Origin of the sequence: Streptomyces sp. NPDC004134 (genome assembly GCF_042874195.1) — a bacterium.
Classification (GTDB): Bacteria; Actinomycetota; Actinomycetes; order Streptomycetales; family Streptomycetaceae; genus Streptomyces.
Window position 1 is genome coordinate 179,339 of record NZ_JBIAMS010000015.1, and the last position, 14,959, is coordinate 194,297.

General features: G+C 75.2%; 13 protein-coding genes and 1 rRNA gene. 2 read left to right on the forward strand and 12 right to left on the reverse strand.

The window, feature by feature from the left end; translation table 11 throughout:
- The first annotated feature begins 224 nt into the window (after window positions 1-224).
- Window positions 225-2,030 carry a glycoside hydrolase family 15 protein gene (locus ACFYVJ_RS20335; protein WP_388893273.1) on the forward strand — a complete coding sequence of 602 codons (1,806 nt, stop codon included), beginning with the start codon at window positions 225-227 and terminating at the stop codon, window positions 2,028-2,030.
- Between the two features lie 87 nt (window positions 2,031-2,117).
- Here ACFYVJ_RS20335 and ACFYVJ_RS20340 read toward each other — a convergent pair whose 3' ends face one another.
- From ACFYVJ_RS20340 to ACFYVJ_RS20380, 9 genes are all read right to left on the reverse strand, one after another.
- Complete coding sequence (locus tag ACFYVJ_RS20340; RefSeq protein WP_388893275.1) at window positions 2,118-3,269, reverse strand: glycosyltransferase family 4 protein; 1,152 nt, start codon at window positions 3,267-3,269, stop codon at window positions 2,118-2,120.
- 328 nt (window positions 3,270-3,597) lie between these two features.
- A complete protein-coding gene (recN, locus tag ACFYVJ_RS20345; RefSeq protein ID WP_388893319.1) occupies window positions 3,598-5,364 on the reverse strand; it encodes a DNA repair protein RecN in 1,767 nt (588 codons plus the stop codon).
- A gap of 146 nt (window positions 5,365-5,510) precedes the next feature.
- The gene (locus ACFYVJ_RS20350) at window positions 5,511-6,404 is read right to left on the reverse strand and encodes an NAD kinase (protein ID WP_388893277.1); all 894 of its coding nucleotides are present in this window, start codon (window positions 6,402-6,404) and stop codon (window positions 5,511-5,513) included.
- Window positions 6,401-7,216, reverse strand: a complete 816-nt coding sequence (locus ACFYVJ_RS20355; RefSeq protein ID WP_388893279.1) for a TlyA family RNA methyltransferase — start codon at window positions 7,214-7,216, stop codon at window positions 6,401-6,403. Before ACFYVJ_RS20355 ends, ACFYVJ_RS20350 begins: the two co-directional genes overlap by 4 nt.
- Window positions 7,213-7,818: a hypothetical protein gene (locus ACFYVJ_RS20360; RefSeq protein WP_388893281.1), complete on the reverse strand. Its 606-nt coding sequence runs from the start codon at window positions 7,816-7,818 to the stop codon at window positions 7,213-7,215. Before ACFYVJ_RS20360 ends, ACFYVJ_RS20355 begins: the two co-directional genes overlap by 4 nt.
- A 38-nt stretch (window positions 7,819-7,856) precedes the next feature.
- The gene (locus ACFYVJ_RS20365; RefSeq protein ID WP_388893283.1) at window positions 7,857-8,699 is read right to left on the reverse strand and encodes an ABC transporter ATP-binding protein; all 843 of its coding nucleotides are present in this window, start codon (window positions 8,697-8,699) and stop codon (window positions 7,857-7,859) included.
- A complete protein-coding gene (locus tag ACFYVJ_RS20370; RefSeq protein WP_388893285.1) occupies window positions 8,696-9,733 on the reverse strand; it encodes a FecCD family ABC transporter permease in 1,038 nt (345 codons plus the stop codon). Before ACFYVJ_RS20370 ends, ACFYVJ_RS20365 begins: the two co-directional genes overlap by 4 nt.
- Window positions 9,730-10,782 (reverse strand): FecCD family ABC transporter permease, encoded by a 1,053-nt coding sequence (locus tag ACFYVJ_RS20375; protein ID WP_388893287.1) that lies wholly within the window; start codon window positions 10,780-10,782, stop codon window positions 9,730-9,732. Before ACFYVJ_RS20375 ends, ACFYVJ_RS20370 begins: the two co-directional genes overlap by 4 nt.
- A 47-nt stretch (window positions 10,783-10,829) precedes the next feature.
- Window positions 10,830-11,882, reverse strand: a complete 1,053-nt coding sequence (locus ACFYVJ_RS20380) for an HAD hydrolase-like protein (protein WP_388893289.1) — start codon at window positions 11,880-11,882, stop codon at window positions 10,830-10,832.
- Window positions 11,883-11,957: 75 nt separating this feature from the next.
- Between ACFYVJ_RS20380 and ACFYVJ_RS20385 the strand changes: the two genes are divergently transcribed.
- Window positions 11,958-13,229 carry a DUF1015 family protein gene (locus ACFYVJ_RS20385; RefSeq protein WP_388893291.1) on the forward strand — a complete coding sequence of 424 codons (1,272 nt, stop codon included), beginning with the start codon at window positions 11,958-11,960 and terminating at the stop codon, window positions 13,227-13,229.
- A 1-nt stretch (window position 13,230) separates the two neighbouring features.
- Here ACFYVJ_RS20385 and ACFYVJ_RS20390 read toward each other — a convergent pair whose 3' ends face one another.
- From ACFYVJ_RS20390 to rrf, 3 genes are all read right to left on the reverse strand, one after another.
- Window positions 13,231-14,091 (reverse strand): hypothetical protein, encoded by an 861-nt coding sequence (locus tag ACFYVJ_RS20390; RefSeq protein ID WP_388893293.1) that lies wholly within the window; start codon window positions 14,089-14,091, stop codon window positions 13,231-13,233.
- Window positions 14,019-14,747, reverse strand: coding sequence for a hypothetical protein (locus ACFYVJ_RS20395; protein WP_388893295.1), 729 nt, complete (start codon window positions 14,745-14,747; stop codon window positions 14,019-14,021). Before ACFYVJ_RS20395 ends, ACFYVJ_RS20390 begins: the two co-directional genes overlap by 73 nt.
- Before the next feature lie 121 nt (window positions 14,748-14,868).
- Window positions 14,869-14,959 (reverse strand): 5S ribosomal RNA (gene rrf, locus ACFYVJ_RS20400); the annotation flags it as partial.

Here is a 14,959-nt window from a genome sequence, read left to right on the forward strand (position 1 = left end):
CCCCAGATCGAGGTGGGTCGCTCGGCGAGCGCCGCCGCCACATGCCCGGCCGGCCCTCCGCTCCACGGGCTACCAGGGTATCAGTGATCCCCTGGTCACCGCCCGCGGCCGACCGCCGTTCGTCCGCCCGACCCGATCGGGCGAAGGGGAATCCGCGACCGTGGCGCACGCGCGCACGCGAAGGCTTTATCCTCTGCGGAACGCACTTCTAGCTGGAGAGGCACGTGGCCGGGCGGATCGAGGACTACGCACTTTTGGGCGACATGCAGACGGCAGCGCTCGTCCGTCGCGACGGCACGGCCGACTGGCTCTGCCTGCCCCGGTTCGACTCCCATGCGGTGTTCGCCGCCCTACTGGGGACCGAGGAGCACGGCTTCTGGCGCCTCGGTCCCGCGTACGCCCCGGAGTCCTGCCCGCCGCCCGCCACCCGGCGGCGCTACCGGGGCGACTCGCTGGTGCTGGAGTCCGAGTGGGACACCCCGCGCGGCACGGTCCGGCTGATCGACTTCATGCCCCCGCGCGACGGCGCCTCGCCGCAGCTCATCCGCATCGTGGAGGGCGTCACGGGCCGGGTGCCGATGCGCTCCGCGCTGCGGATGCGCTTCTCCTACGGCCGGATCGTGCCGTGGGTGCACCAGACCGAGGACGGCCGCACCGTCGGCGTCGCCGGTCCCGACTCGGTGTGGCTCGACGCCCCGGTGCCGACGTACGGCCGGGACCTCACCACGTACTCCGACTTCACCGTCGGCCCGGGCGACCGGCTTGCGTTCGCGATCAGTTGGCAGCCCTCGCACCGCGAGCCGCCGCAACCCGCCGACCCCGAGGCGTCGCTCACGGCCACCGAGGACTTCTGGCAGGAGTGGACCGACCACTGTACGTACCACGGCCCGTACCGGCACGCGGTGATCCGCTCGCTGATCACGCTCAAGGCCCTGACGTACGAGCCGACCGGCGGCATCGTCGCCGCGCCCACCACCTCGCTGCCCGAGGACATCGGCGGCGTGCGCAACTGGGACTACCGCTTCACCTGGCTGCGCGACGCCGCCATCACGCTGTCGTCCCTGCTGCGCACCGGGTACCACGAGGAGGCCCGCGCCTGGCGCGAGTGGCTGCTGCGCGCGGTCGCGGGCGACCCGGAGAACCTGCAGATCATGTACGGCATCGCCGGCGAACGCGAGCTGGGCGAGTCGGAGCTGGACTGGCTGCCCGGGTACGAGGAGTCCCGCCCGGTGCGGGCCGGCAACGGCGCGGCGGGGCAGTTGCAGCTCGACGTCTACGGCGAGGTCGTCGAGGCGCTGCACCTCGCGCACATGACGGGCCTCGCCCGCAACGACTACGCCTCGCTGCTGCAACTGAAGATGATCCGCTGGGTCGAGGAGAACTGGGACCGCCCCGACGAGGGGCTGTGGGAGGTGCGCGGCCCGCGCCGGCACTTCGTCCACTCCAAGGTGATGACCTGGGTCGCCGTCGACCGCACCATCAAGCTCATCGAGTCCGGCGAGGTCGACGGCCCGCTGGAGCGCTGGCAGCGGCTGCGCGACGACATCCACCGGGACGTGTGCGAGAAGGGCTACGACCGGCAGCGCAACACCTTCACGCAGTCCTACGGCTCGCAGGAGCTGGACGCCTCGCTGCTGCTGATCCCGCAGGTCGGCTTTCTGCCGCCGGACGACAAGCGCGTCATCGGCACCATCGAGGCCATCCAGCGCGAGCTGGGTACCCCCGACGGCTTCATCCGCCGCTACCCGACCGCGGGCGACGAGACGGGCAGCGACGGGCTGCCGGGCGACGAGGGGGCGTTCCTCGCCTGCTCGTTCTGGATGGCGGACGACCTGGCGATGATCGGCCGGGTGCAGGAGGCGCGGCAGTTGTTCGAGAAGCTGCTGGCGCTCCGGAACGACCTGGGGCTGCTCGCGGAGGAGTGGGACCCGCGGCTCCAGCGCCAAGTGGGCAACTTCCCGCAGGCGTTCAGCCACGTGCCGCTGATCGACACGGCGCTGCGGCTCAGCGCGTCGGGGGCGTACGGGTAGCGCCCGGCGGGCGCGCGGAAGCGCGGCGGCGGTGCGGAGTGCCCCGACGCGCTTCCGGCGGTCCGGGGCCTCGCACCTCGCGGGGCGTCACGCCTCGTACGTCATCAACTCGTCGTAGATCGACAGGACCTGGGTGACGGTGTCGTCCTCCGTCGGCCAGGTGCCGGCCTGGGCGCGGCCCGCGGCGGACAGGGCCGCGCGGTGGCCCGGGTCGTGGAGCAGGGCCGCCACCGCGTCGGCGAGCGCGCGGGCGTCCCCGTACGGGACCAGCTCGGCCGCGTCGCCGACGAGTTCCGGGACGCCGCCGACCGCCGTGGCCACCAGCGGGGCGCCCGCGTGCAGCGCCTCCTGGGCCAGCACCGGGCGCGCCTCCCACGGGCTGGAGAGCACCGCGACGTCCGCGGCGGCCAGCAGCCGGGGCAGGTCGTCGCGGCGGCCCAGGAGCCGTACGGGCAGCTTCTCGGCGTCGATACGGCGCTGCAGCCGCCCGCGGGCAGGGCCCTCGCCGGCGACCGCGAGCAGCGGCTGCTCGGGCAGCGCCCGCCACATGCGGGCGGCCTCCAGCAGCGGTTCGTGGGTGCCGTACGCGTCGAGCGGGGCGGCGGTGAGCACCAGGGGCCGGTCCGGGGCGCCGAGTTCCGCGCGCACCTGCTGCCTGCGCAGCGCGGCGCCGTCGCCGCCCGGGTGCGGGTGGGGGTGGCGGGGCGCGGGGACGGCGATGGGCGCGAGCCGCGCGTCGCGGGCGCCGCGGCGGCGGGCGCCGTCGACGAGGTCGGTGGTGGCGCCGAGGACGACGCGGGCGGAGCGGGACACCCGTCGTTCGAGGAGCGGCATCATCCGGCCCCGTACCCCGTCCGGGTGGTGCCTGGTGTGCCAGGTGACGACCAGCGGCCGGCGCTGGCCCAGGATCGTCGAGCACGCCATCAGCCCGCACTGCAGGCCGTGCGCGTGGACGAGGTCCGCGCCGGCGCAGGCCGCGCGCAGCGTGGTGGCCGTGCAGAGCGGCGCGGTGGCCAGCCCGCCGCGCTCGGGAAGCCGGGCGACGAGGGCGCCGGCGGCGGCGAAGCCGTAGCGCTCGGCGGCGGCCGGCGTCGCGACCACCGTGACCCTGATGCCCCGGGCCACCAACCCGGCCGCCAGCGAGCGCACATGGACACCGCTGCCGCCCTCGCCACGGCCGACGAGCTGCACGGCGTGCAGCGCGGTCGGGCCGTGGGGCGGTGCGGGGGTGCTGCTCACTGGGCCGGAACTCCTGTCCGTGGCGTCGCAGGGCCTGCCCAGGATGCCACTCCCAGGGAGCGGCCGGGCCCGGCTCGGCGCCGTCAACCGCTCTGTACGGGCGTACAGGTCAGACATGCACCACCCTTCCGGGCGATGCCCCGCACGTCCGTCGTGCGCCGGTACGACCCGCGAAGGGGGCGGACAGCACGGTGCATTCCGCCCAACCACCTCGATAGACGCATCCCGCACGAGCCGGGTTGCCTCACGGCACCCGTTCGGCCCACACGCGGTCTCACGTCACCTGCTTAGTCCCAGGTCACACAGACACCGCCGGGCGGCCCGCGCGCTACTCCGCCCCCGCGCGGGCCGCCGCGAGCAGTTCCTCGGCGTGCGCGCGGGCCGTCTCGGAGTCCTCCTGGCCCGCCAGCATCCGCGACAGCTCCCGCACCCGCGCCTCGCCGTCCAGGACCGTCACACCGCTGCGGGTGACCGCGCCGTCGCTGGTCTTCTCCACCAGCAACTGCCGGTCGGCGAAGGCCGCGACCTGCGGCAGGTGCGTCACCACGACGACCTGCGCGCCGCGCGCCAGCCGCGCGAGCCGGCGGCCCACCTCGACCGCCGCCTTGCCGCCGACGCCCGCGTCGACCTCGTCGAAGAGGTAGGTCGGCACGGGGTCGGAGCCGGCGAAGACCACCTCGACCGCCAGCATCACGCGCGACAGCTCGCCGCCCGAGGCGCCCTTGGCGATCGGCCGCGGCGGTGCGCCGGGGTGCGGGGCGAGCAGCAGCTCGGCCTCGTCGACGCCCGTGGGCCCGTACGCGACGTTCCTGCCGCCGATCTCAAGACCGTCGGCGTCCGCGGCGACCTCGGTGCGGCGCAGGTCGACCGTCACCCGCGCGTGCGGCATCGCCAGCTCGGTCAGCTCGTCGGTGACGGCGGCGCCGAAGCGCTCCGCCGCGTCGCCGCGCGCCTCGGTCAGCGCCTCCGCCAGCAGCGCCAGCTCGCCGCGCAGGGCGTCGCGCTCGGCGGTCAGCTCCCCGATGCGCTCGTCGTCGCCGTCGAGTTCCGCGAGCCGGGCGGCGCCCGCCTCGGCCCAGGCGAGGACCGCGGAGACGCTGCCGTCGCCGGCCTCTCCCCCGGCCGCGGCGGGCTCGTGGCCGTACTTGCGGGCGAGGTGGGTGAGGACCGAGCGGCGCTCCTCCACCGCGGCGAGCCGCAGCGGGTCGGCGTCGATGCCGTCGCCGTACGCGGCCAGCTCCTGCGCGACGTCGCCGAGGAGGATGCCGACCTCGGTGAGCCGGTCGGCGAGCCCGGCGAGCGCCGGGTCGTGGGTCCGTACGGCCGCCAGGGCGCGCTGTGCGCCCGCGACGAGCGTGCCGGCGTCGACGGCCTCGGAGTCCGCCGGGTCGCCCGCGAGCGCGGCGTGTGCGGCGGCGGAGCCGGCGGCCAGCGCCTCGGCGTGACCCAGCCGTTCGGCCTCGGCGGCCAGCTCGACGTCCTCGCCGGCCCGCGGCTCCGCCCCGGCGACCTCGTCGAGCCCGAAGCGCAGCAGATCCGCCTCCTGCAACCGCTCACGCGCGCGGGTGATGATCTCGTCCAGCTCGGCGCTGACGGCGCGCAGCCTGCGGTACGCCGCCGAGTACTTGGCCAGCGGGGCTGCGACCGCGTCGCCCGCGTACCTGTCGAGGGCCTGCCGCTGCCGCGCGGGCTTCAGCAGCCCCTGCTGGTCGGTCTGCCCGTGCACGGCGACGAGGTCCTCGGCCAGTTCACCGAGGAGCCCCACGGGGACGCCGCGGCCGCCCAGGTGCGCCCGGGAGCGGCCTTCCGCCGAGACGGTACGGCTGATGAGCAGGGCGCCGTCGTCCAGCTCGGCACCGGCGTCCTCGGCCCGTACCGCCGCGGGCGAGCCGTCGCCCACGGCGACCCGGCCCTCCACGACGGCGGACTTGGCGCCGATGCGTACGAGCGCGGCGTCGGCGCGCCCGCCGAGCAGCAGCCCGAGGCTGGTGACGACCATGGTCTTGCCGGCGCCGGTCTCGCCCGTCACGGCCGTGAAGCCGGGCGACAGCTCGACGACCGCGTCGTCGATGACGCCCAGGGACTGGATCCGCATCTCCTCCAACACGGTACGACCATACGAGGTTCCGGCACCGCGTCGCGAGGGGCGTCGTGATCAGGATCCGGACCGGCGGCGCGACCGGGCCGTGCCGCCGGGCCCCGGGGGCGGGCCGAAGGACCGTGCGTGGGACGGGCCGCGCGTCAGTTCGGCGCCCCGCGCCAGCCCGCCACCGGCAGCGCGAACTTGGCCACCAGCCGGTCCGTGAACGACGCGTGGTGCAGCCGCGCCAGCCGCACCGGGACCGCGCCGCGGCGCACCTCGACGCGCGCCCCGGAGGGCAGGTCGACGGTGCGGCGTCCGTCACACCACAGCACGCCGTGCTGGTTGTTCGGCTGCACCTCCACCGCCAGGATGGAGTCCGGGGACGTCACGAGCGGCTTGGCGAACAGCGCGTGGGCGCTGATCGGGACCATCAGCAGCGCCTCCACCTCGGGCCACACGACGGGCCCGCCGGCCGAGAAGGCGTAGGCGGTCGATCCCGTCGGCGTCGCGCAGACGACGCCGTCGCAGCCGAAGCGGGAGACGGGCCGGCCGTCGACCTCGGTGACGACTTCGAGCATCCGCTCGCGGGCGGCCTTCTCGACGGACGCCTCGTTGAGCGCCCAGTCGGCGTGCACGGTCCTGCCCTCGTTCCGTACGAGGACGTCGAGCGTCATCCGCTCCTCGACCTCGTACTCCTTGGTCACCACGCGGTCCACGACCTTGTCGAGGTCGTCCCGCTCGGCCTCGGCGAGGAAGCCGACGCGGCCGAGGTTGACGCCGAGCATCGGCACGCCGGACTTGCGGGCGAAGGCGGCGCCGCGCAGCAGCGTGCCGTCGCCGCCCAGCACGATCAGCAGCTCGCAGTCGTCCATCACCCCGGGGCCCGCGTCCACCAGCTCCGTCTCCGGCGGCAGCGGCAGGTCGGCGGCCTCGCCGGCGAGCGCGCGCACGCCGACGCCGGAGCGCAGCAGGCCGCGCACGACCAGCTCGGCGCTGCGGATCGCCGCGGGCCGGCCGGTATGGGCGAGCAGGAACACGGTGCGGTCTGTCATCGGGGCCCCTCCGCCACGGCACGTGCCACGTCCGCCGGGTCGAGCGCGGGCGCCCCGGCGCGCAGCCACAGAAAATATTCGACGTTTCCCTTCGGCCCGGGCAACGGGCTGGCCGTCACACCGAGCACCCCCAGCCCGAGCGCCGCGCCCTGCTCCGCGACCCCGCGCACGGCCTCGGCGCGCAGCTCCTCGCTGCGCACCACGCCGCCACTGCCCAGGCGTTCCTTGCCGACCTCGAACTGCGGCTTGACCATGAGCACGAGATCCGCGCCGGCCGTGGCGCAGCGCACCAGCGCGGGCAGCACGAGCCCGAGCGGGATGAACGACAGATCGCCGACGACGAGTTCGGCGGGCTCGCCGCCGAGGTGGCCGAGGGTCAGCTCGCGGACGTTCGTACGGTCCCGGACGGTGACCCGCTCGTCGCTCTGCAGCTTCCACGCGAGCTGCCCGTAGCCGACGTCCACGGCGACGACGTGCGCGGCGCCCGCGCGCAGCAGCACGTCGGTGAAGCCGCCGGTGGAGGCGCCGGCGTCCAGGGCGCGGCGGCCGGCGACGCGCAGCCCGAGGGGCTCGAACACCGCGAGCGCGCCGGCGAGCTTGTGGCCGCCGCGGGAGACGTAGTCGGGGTCGGCGTCGTCGGGGACGACGACGACGGCGGCGGACGTCTCGACCTGGGTGGCGGGCTTGCTGGCGACCAAGCCGCCGACGGTGACCCGGCCCGCGGCGATGAGCCGCCCGGCGTGCTCGCGCGAGCGGGCCAGCTCGCGGCTCACCAGCTCGGCGTCGAGCCGGCGCCGCCGGGCACCGCTCACGGGTTCCCCCGCCGGTACGGCGCGGGGTGGACCCCGGGCCGCGGCGGCGGCACGGGCGGTCCCGGCCGGGCGTGGCCCTGGCCGTACGGCGCGGGGCCCGCGGGCGGGTGCGGGCCGGGGCGGCTCTGGCCCTGGGCGTACGGCGCCGGGCCGCGGGGCGGCTGCGCGGGCGGCGGGCCCTCGGTGCGGTCGAGTTCCTCCAGGGCCTCGCGCATCCGGCCGTGGGCGTCCTCGTAGACCTCCAGGTGGCTGCCGGTCGGCAGTTCGTCGGCGTCGGCGAGGCGGTCCAGCGCGGCGTCCACGTCGGCGTTGCCGGTGGGCGTGCGCCCGACGCCGAGCGGCACGGGCGCGGCTTCGACGGGCTCGGGCGCGACCGGTCCTGCCCCGACCGACGCGGATTCCGCTTCCGGTTCCGCTTCCGCTTCCGGCCGTCCGTCCCGCACCGGTTCGGCTTCTGCCTGTACGGGAGCGGCAGCCGATTCCGCCGCCTCCGCCACGTCCCCGCCGCCCGGCTCCGGCCACCGCGGCGCCGGCTGCCGCACGTGCGGCGGCGCGGTCGCGGTCTCGGGCTCCGCTGCGGGCATCGGCGTCGGCTCGCTCATGCCACAGACCGTACCCCGAACCACTGTCAGGACCCCGGTCAGACCCAGCCGGCCGCACCCGCCCGCGCCTTGCGCGCCGCCGGGACGACCAGCGGCGTGCCGGTCTCCGGGTCGGCGATCACCTGGCACTTGAGCCCGAAGACGCGCTCGACGAGCTCCGCGTCGACGATGTCGCCCGGCGCCCCCTCCGCGACGATCCGCCCGTCGCGCATGGCGATCAGGTGCGTGGCGTAGCGCGCGGCGTGGTTGAGGTCGTGCAGCACGGCGACCAGCGTGCGCCCCTGCGTCTCGTGGAGTTCGGCGCACAGGTCGAGGACGTCGATCTGGTGCTGGATGTCGAGGTACGTCGTCGGCTCGTCGAGCAGCAGCAGCGGCGTCTGCTGCGCGAGCGCCATCGCGATCCATACGCGCTGCCGCTGCCCGCCGGACAGTTCGTCGACATAGCGATCCGCCAGCTCCCCGACCCCGGTGGCGGCCATCGACTCCTGGACGACCCGCTCGTCCTCCCGCGACCACTGCCGCAGCAGCCCCTGGTGCGGGTAGCGCCCGCGGGCGACCAGGTCGCCGACCGTGATGCCGTCGGGCGCCACGGACGACTGCGGCAGCAGCCCGAGCGTCCGCGCCACCTTGCGCGCCGGCAGCGCGCCGATCGCCTCGCCGTCCAGCAGCACGGCGCCGGTGCGCGGCTTCAGCATCCGCGCCAGCGCCCGCAGCAGCGTCGACTTGCCGCAGGCGTTGGGCCCGACGACGACGGTGAACGAGGCGTCGGGCACGGCCACCGACAGGTGCTCGGCGACGACCCGGCTGTCGTAGGCGAGGGTGACGTTGTCGGCGGCGAGACGGCTCACTTCTGGACTCCTGTCCGGCGTACGGTCGGTCATATCCGGCCCGCTCGGCGTTCCGCGGCGAGCAGCCAGAGGAGGTAGACGCCGCCGAGCACGCCGGTGACGACGCCGACGGGCACCTGGTCGGCGCCGAAGGCGCGCTGCGCCGCCCAGTCGGCGACGATCAGCAGCGTGGCGCCCATGAGCGCGGCGGGCGCCAGGTTGGGACCCGGCGCGCGGGTCAGCCGGCGGGCGAGCTGGGGCGCGGTGAGCGCGACGAAGGCGACGGGCCCCGCGGCGGCGGTGGCGGCGGCCGTCAGCAGCACGGCGGCCAGCAGCGCCACGAGCCGTACCCGCTCGACGGGGACGCCCAGCGCGTACGCGGTGTCGTCGCCCATCTCCATCATCCGCAGCGGCCGGCCGCAGGCCAGCACGAGCGGCACCAGCACCGCGCAGACCGCGACCAGCGGCCACACGTGCGTCCAGTCCCGCCCGCCGAGCGACCCGGTGATCCACAGGGTGGCGCGGGCGGCGTCGACCAGGTCGGCCTTGGTGAGCAGGTAGTTGATGACGCCGGTGAGGATGGCGGCGGCGCCGATGCCGACGAGCACGAGCCGGTAGCCGGCCACGCCCCGCTGCCAGGCGAGCAGGTAGATCGCCGCCCCGGTGGCGATGCCGCCGGCGACGGCGCCGAGCGCGACGGCCTCCGAGCCGCCCTTGAACAGCACGATGACCACCAGCGCGCCCACCGCGGAGCCGTGCGAGACGCCGAGCACGTCGGGACTGCCCAGCGGGTTGCGGGAGATGGCCTGGAACACCGCCCCTGCCAGCCCCAGCGCCGCGCCGACGAGCAGCCCCACGAGCACCCGCGGCAGCCGCAGTTCGCGGACGATGAACACCTGCCCCGGCTCACCGCCGCCGAAGAGCGTGCGCACCACGTCCGCGAAGGAGATCGGGAAGTCGCCGGTCCCGACGAGGACCACGGCGGCGGCCAGCGCGGCGGCGGCCAGCAGCAGGCAGACGAGCAGCGCGCGCAGGTCGAGGCGGACCGACAGATCGCCCTTCGTGCCGCGTACGTTGAGCGTTCTCACAACTGCGCCATCCTCCGGCGTCGTACGAGATGGATGAAGACCGGCCCGCCGAGGATCACGGTGACGATCCCGACCTGCACCTCCGCGGGCCGGGCCAGCACCCGGCCGAGCACGTCGGCGCCGAGCAGCAGCACGGGCGCGAGCACGGCCGCGTACGGCAGGATCCAGCGCATGTCGGGCCCGGTCACGGCGCGCACCATGTGCGGGATCATCAGCCCGACGAAGATGATCGGCCCGCAGGCGGCGGTCGCGGCGCCGCACAGCAGGGTGACGGCGAGCATGGCGAGCAGCCGGGTACGGACGAGGTGCGCGCCGAGGGCGCGTGCGGTGTCGTCGCCCATCGCCATGGCGTTCAGCGGGCGGGCCAGCAGCAGCGCGAGGACGATGCCGGTGGCGAGGAACGGCAGCACCTGCCGGATGGTGGTCATGTCGGCGGAGGCCAGCGAACCGGTGGTCCAGAAGCGCATCTTGTCCAGCGCCGCGGTGTCCGTCAGCTCGACGGCGCGCACGTAGCCGAAGAGCGCGGCGGTGGCGGCGGTGCCGGCGAGCGCGAGGCGTACGGGCGTGGCGCTGCGGCTGCCGCCGAGGGCGTAGACGACGACGGAGACGGCGGCGGCGCCGGCGAACGCGAACCAGACGTAGCCGGCGACGGAGGAGACACCGAAGAAGCTGATGGCGCTGACGACGGCGGCGGAGGCGCCGGCGTTGATGCCGAGCAGCCCGGGTTCGGCGAGGGGGTTGCGGGTGAGGGCCTGCATGACGGCGCCGGAGAGGCCGAGGGCGGCGCCGGCGAGGAGGCCGAGGATCGTGCGCGGGACGCGCATGTCGCGGATGACGACGTCGGTGTCGCTGCCGTCGTACGCGAAGAGGCCGTGCCAGACCTGGTCCAGCGGGATGGGCTTGGCGCCGATGGCGAGGCTGGCCACGCAGACCAGCAGCAGCGCGGCGCAGGAGGCGAGCAGCCCCGCGGCGCGCGGGGAGAACCACCGGCGGCGCGGCGGGGCGTCCTTGGGTCCGTTGTCCGTACGGGGAGCGGCGTCGACCAACACCCAGTTAGGTTAGCCTACCCTGATCACGTCGTGGAGTGGGTGCGCGCTCACAGACCGAGGCGGGCCAGCGCCTTCCCCGCGTCGAGGCCGCAGGAGCCCTCCCCCGCGTACGTCCACGCCGCCGCGCACAACGCCCGCAGCCCGTCGAGCGGTTGCCCCTCGCCGTCGAGCCGCAGGCCCTGCTCCGTACCACCCGCGGACGCGCTCCAGCCGCCGCAGCGCGCGACGAGACCCGCGCCGTCGCCGCTCGCCACCGCCACCTCCGGCTGCGCGACGGACAGCCCGCGCAGATCCGCCGCCACGTACGCCGGCCGGTGCCGCGGCTCCGCCGCGAGCAGCTCCGCGGCGCCGGTCACGCCCGTCAGCACCAGGAGCGCGTCGACGCCGCCGTTGTACGCGCCCTCGATGTCGGTGTCGAGCCGGTCGCCGACCACCAGCGGCCGCCGCGCGCCCGTCCTGATGATCGTCTCCCGGTGCATCGGCGGCAGCGGCTTCCCCGCCACCCGCGGCTCGGCGCCCGTGACCAGCCGCACCACCTCCAGCGCCGTCCCGTTGCCCGGCGCGATGCCGCGGGGCGTCGGAATCGTCAGGTCGGCGTTCGACGCGAACCACGGCACCCCGCGCTGCACCGCGAACGCCGCCTCCATCAGCCGCCCCCACGGCATCGCGGGACCGCCGTGCCCCTGCACCACGGCCGCCGGATCGTCGTCCGCCGACTCCACGACGAGCAGCCCGCGCTCCCGCAGCGGCCCGTACAGCCCCTCCCCGCCGACCGCCAGCACCCGCGCGCCCGGCGGCACCGCCTCGGCCACCAGCCGCGCCACGGCCTGCGCCGAGGTGATCACGTCCGCCGGCTCCGCGGGCACGCCCATCGCGGTCAACTGCCCGGCGACGACGGCCGCGGGGCGGGAGGCGTTGTTCGTGACGTACGCCAGCCGCATGCCGCGCTCCCGGGCGCCGCCCAGCGCCCCGGCGGCGTGCTCGACGGGCACGCCGCCGATGTAGACGACCCCGTCGAGGTCCAGCAGAGCCGTGTCATACGCCGCGCACAGCGGCTCCGCGCAGGCGTCGGTACGGGTCCTGACGGGCTGGCTGGTCACGACGGCGGCTCCTCGGACGGGCGATATCCACGGCTCGATCATCGCGCATCGGTCACGGCGCATACGATCCGGTCCATGCAGCGTTCACCCGGTCTCGACCTCCGCCCCTTCCGCGGGCTGCGCTACGCGCCGTCCCGGGTGCGCAGCCTCGCCGCCGTCACCTCACCGCCGTACGACGTCGTCGTCCGGCCCGACGGGCTGCACCACCTGGAGACCGCCGACCCGTACAACATCGTCCGCCTCATCCTCCCCCAGGCGGTCGACCCCGCCACCCGCCACCGCCTCGCCGCCGACACGCTGCGCCGGTGGCGCGCGGAGGGCGTCCTCGTACCGGACCCGCAGCCCGCGCTCTACGTGTACGAGCAGCGCAGGGGCGACCTGCTGCAGCGCGGCGTCATCGGCCTGCTGGCGCTCAGCGAACCGGCGGCAGGCGTGGTGCTGCCGCACGAGGACGTGATGGAGGAGATCGTCGCCGACCGCGCCGGCCTGATGCGCGAGACCGCCGCCAACCCCGAGCCGCTGCTGCTGTCATACCGCAGCGACGGCGCGGCCACCGGCACGGCGGCAGTCGTCGCCCGCACCACGGCGCGCACCCCGCTGCTGGCCACGACGACGGACGACGGCTTCGCGCACCGGCTGTGGGCGGTGACGAACCCGGAGGAGATCGCGGCCGTACGCGCGGACCTCGCGCGGCGGCAGGCGCTCATCGCGGACGGACACCACCGCTGGGCGACATACCTGCGGCTACGGGCCGAACGGCCGGCAGCCCAGGGAGTGACCGGGCCGTGGGACTACGGGCTGGTCCTGCTGGTCGACACGGCCCGCCACCCGCTCGTCGTCCGCGGCATTCACCGCGTGCTGCGCACCCTCCCGCCCGCCGAGGCCCTGCGCCTCCTCGGTGAGGACGCCCGCGTCCGGCGGCTGGACGCACCGCTGCCCGCGGCGCTGAGGGAGCTGGAAAAGACGGAGGGCAACGCGTTCCTCCTGGCGGGCGAGGACGGCCTGCACCTGGTCGACCGCCCGGAGCCGGCCCTGCTGGCCCGTACCGTACGCACCGACCGCCCGGCGGCATGGCGCACCCTGGACGCCACGGTGCTCCACGCCACGCTCATCGAGCACGTCTGGCAACTCCCCGACGACCCCGAACACATCGGCTACGTCCACGAGGCCGAGGCCGCCGCCGCCCAGGCGGCGCGCCTGGGCGGGACGGCGGTGCTGATGAAGCCGGTGGCGGAGGACGTCGTCCGGGAACTCGCGCGGGACGGGGTGACGATGCCGCGCAAGTCCACGTCGTTCGGCCCGAAGCCGGCCACCGGGCTGGTGCTGCGGGCCCTGGACCTGGGGTGAGTCAGGCGCGGGGCTCGTCCTCGTCGGCGGGGTCGTCGTCGGCGATGTCGTCCTCGTCGGCGGCGGGGTCGTCCTCGTCGGTGAAGTCGGCGTCGCTCACCTCCGGCGCGGCAGCACCCTCCACGTCCTCCTCGGCCTCCTCCTCGATGTCGTCCTCGACGTCCTCCGAGTCGGGGTCGAGCGCGTCGGTGAACTCGATGCCGTCCAGCTCGGCCAGCCGGTCGGAGGCGTCCGTGAGCCCGTCGTGGTCGGCCTCGACGGCCTTCGCGAACCACTCCCGCGCGTCCTCCTCGCGCCCGACCTCCAGCAGCGCGTCGGCGTAGGCGTACCGCAGCCGCGCGGTCCACGGGTGCACGGCGGTCGACGCCAACTCCGGGCTCTGCAAGGTGACGACGGCGGCATCGGGCTGCCCCAGATCACGCCGCGCCCCGGCGGCGACGAGCCGCATCTCCACCTGCCCGGCCTTGTCCAACCGCTGCACCTCGGGCTCACCGGCCATCGCCAGCGCCCGCTCCGGCCGTCCCATGCCGCGCTCGCAGTCGGCCATGACCGGCCAGAGGTCGGGACGCCCGCTCATGCGCCGCGCGGCCCGGAACTCGGCCAGCGCCTCCTGGTACTTCCCGGTGTGGTACGCGGCGAAGCCGGCGGCCTCCCGCACGGCACCGACGCGAGACGCGAGCCGCAGCGCCACCTTGGCGTGCTCATAAGCCCTGGGGGCGTCCTCGTCGAGCAGCCGGGCGACCATGACGAGGTTCTTGGCCACATCCTCGGCGAGCGTCTTGGGCAGGCTCAGCAGCTCCTGCCGTACGGCCTTGTCGAGCTCAAGCCCGGTGACGTCCTCGGGAATGGACAACCGCCGCACAGGCGGCCGCTCCCCCTCCCGCCGAGGCCGCGCCCGATCGTCCCGCCGCTCAAACCGCTGCCCACGCCCATACCCGTCACGGCGGGGCCCGCGGGAACGATCGTCGTCACGCCGGAAATCACGCCGCGGCCGCTCGTCGCCACGGCCGAAATCACGCCGCGGACGATCGTCATCGCGCCGGAAGTCACGGCGGGGCCGGTCGTCGTCACGACGAGGCCCACGCGGCCGGTCGTCGTCACGCCGGAAGTCACGCCGCGGCCGATCGTCGTCACGGCGGGGCCCGCGGGAACGATCGTCGTCACGCCGGGAATCGCGCTGCGGCCGGTCATCGTCGCGACGGAAGTCACGCCGCGGACGATCGTCATCCCGCCGCGGCCCACGCGGCCGATCGTCATCACGCCGGAAATCACGACGAGGCCGGTCATCGCTACGGCCGAAATCACGCCGCGGCCGATCGTCGTCACGCCGAGGCCCACGGGGCCGGTCGTCATCACGACGAAGGTCGCGACGAGGCCGGTCGTCCTGCTGACGCGGCCCCCGCCCCTGCCGATCGCCGTCGGTACGACGCGGACCGCCGCGACGGTCTCCGTCCCGCCGGTCGAAACCACGTCCGTCACCGTCACGACGCCGGCCGCGGCCGTCACGGTCCTCGTCACGCCGGTCGGGCTCGTTGGTGGTCATCACTACGCTCCTCTAACTCCCGGTTTCACCGGAACGAAAACAAAAAAGGACCCTTGGTCCCAGCGCTCACGCTGGGACCAAGGGTCCTCAATAATTGTTCGGCGGTGACCTACTCTCCCACACGGTCCCCCATGCAGTACCATCGGCGCGGACGGGCTTAGCTTCCGGGTTCGGAATGAGACCGGGC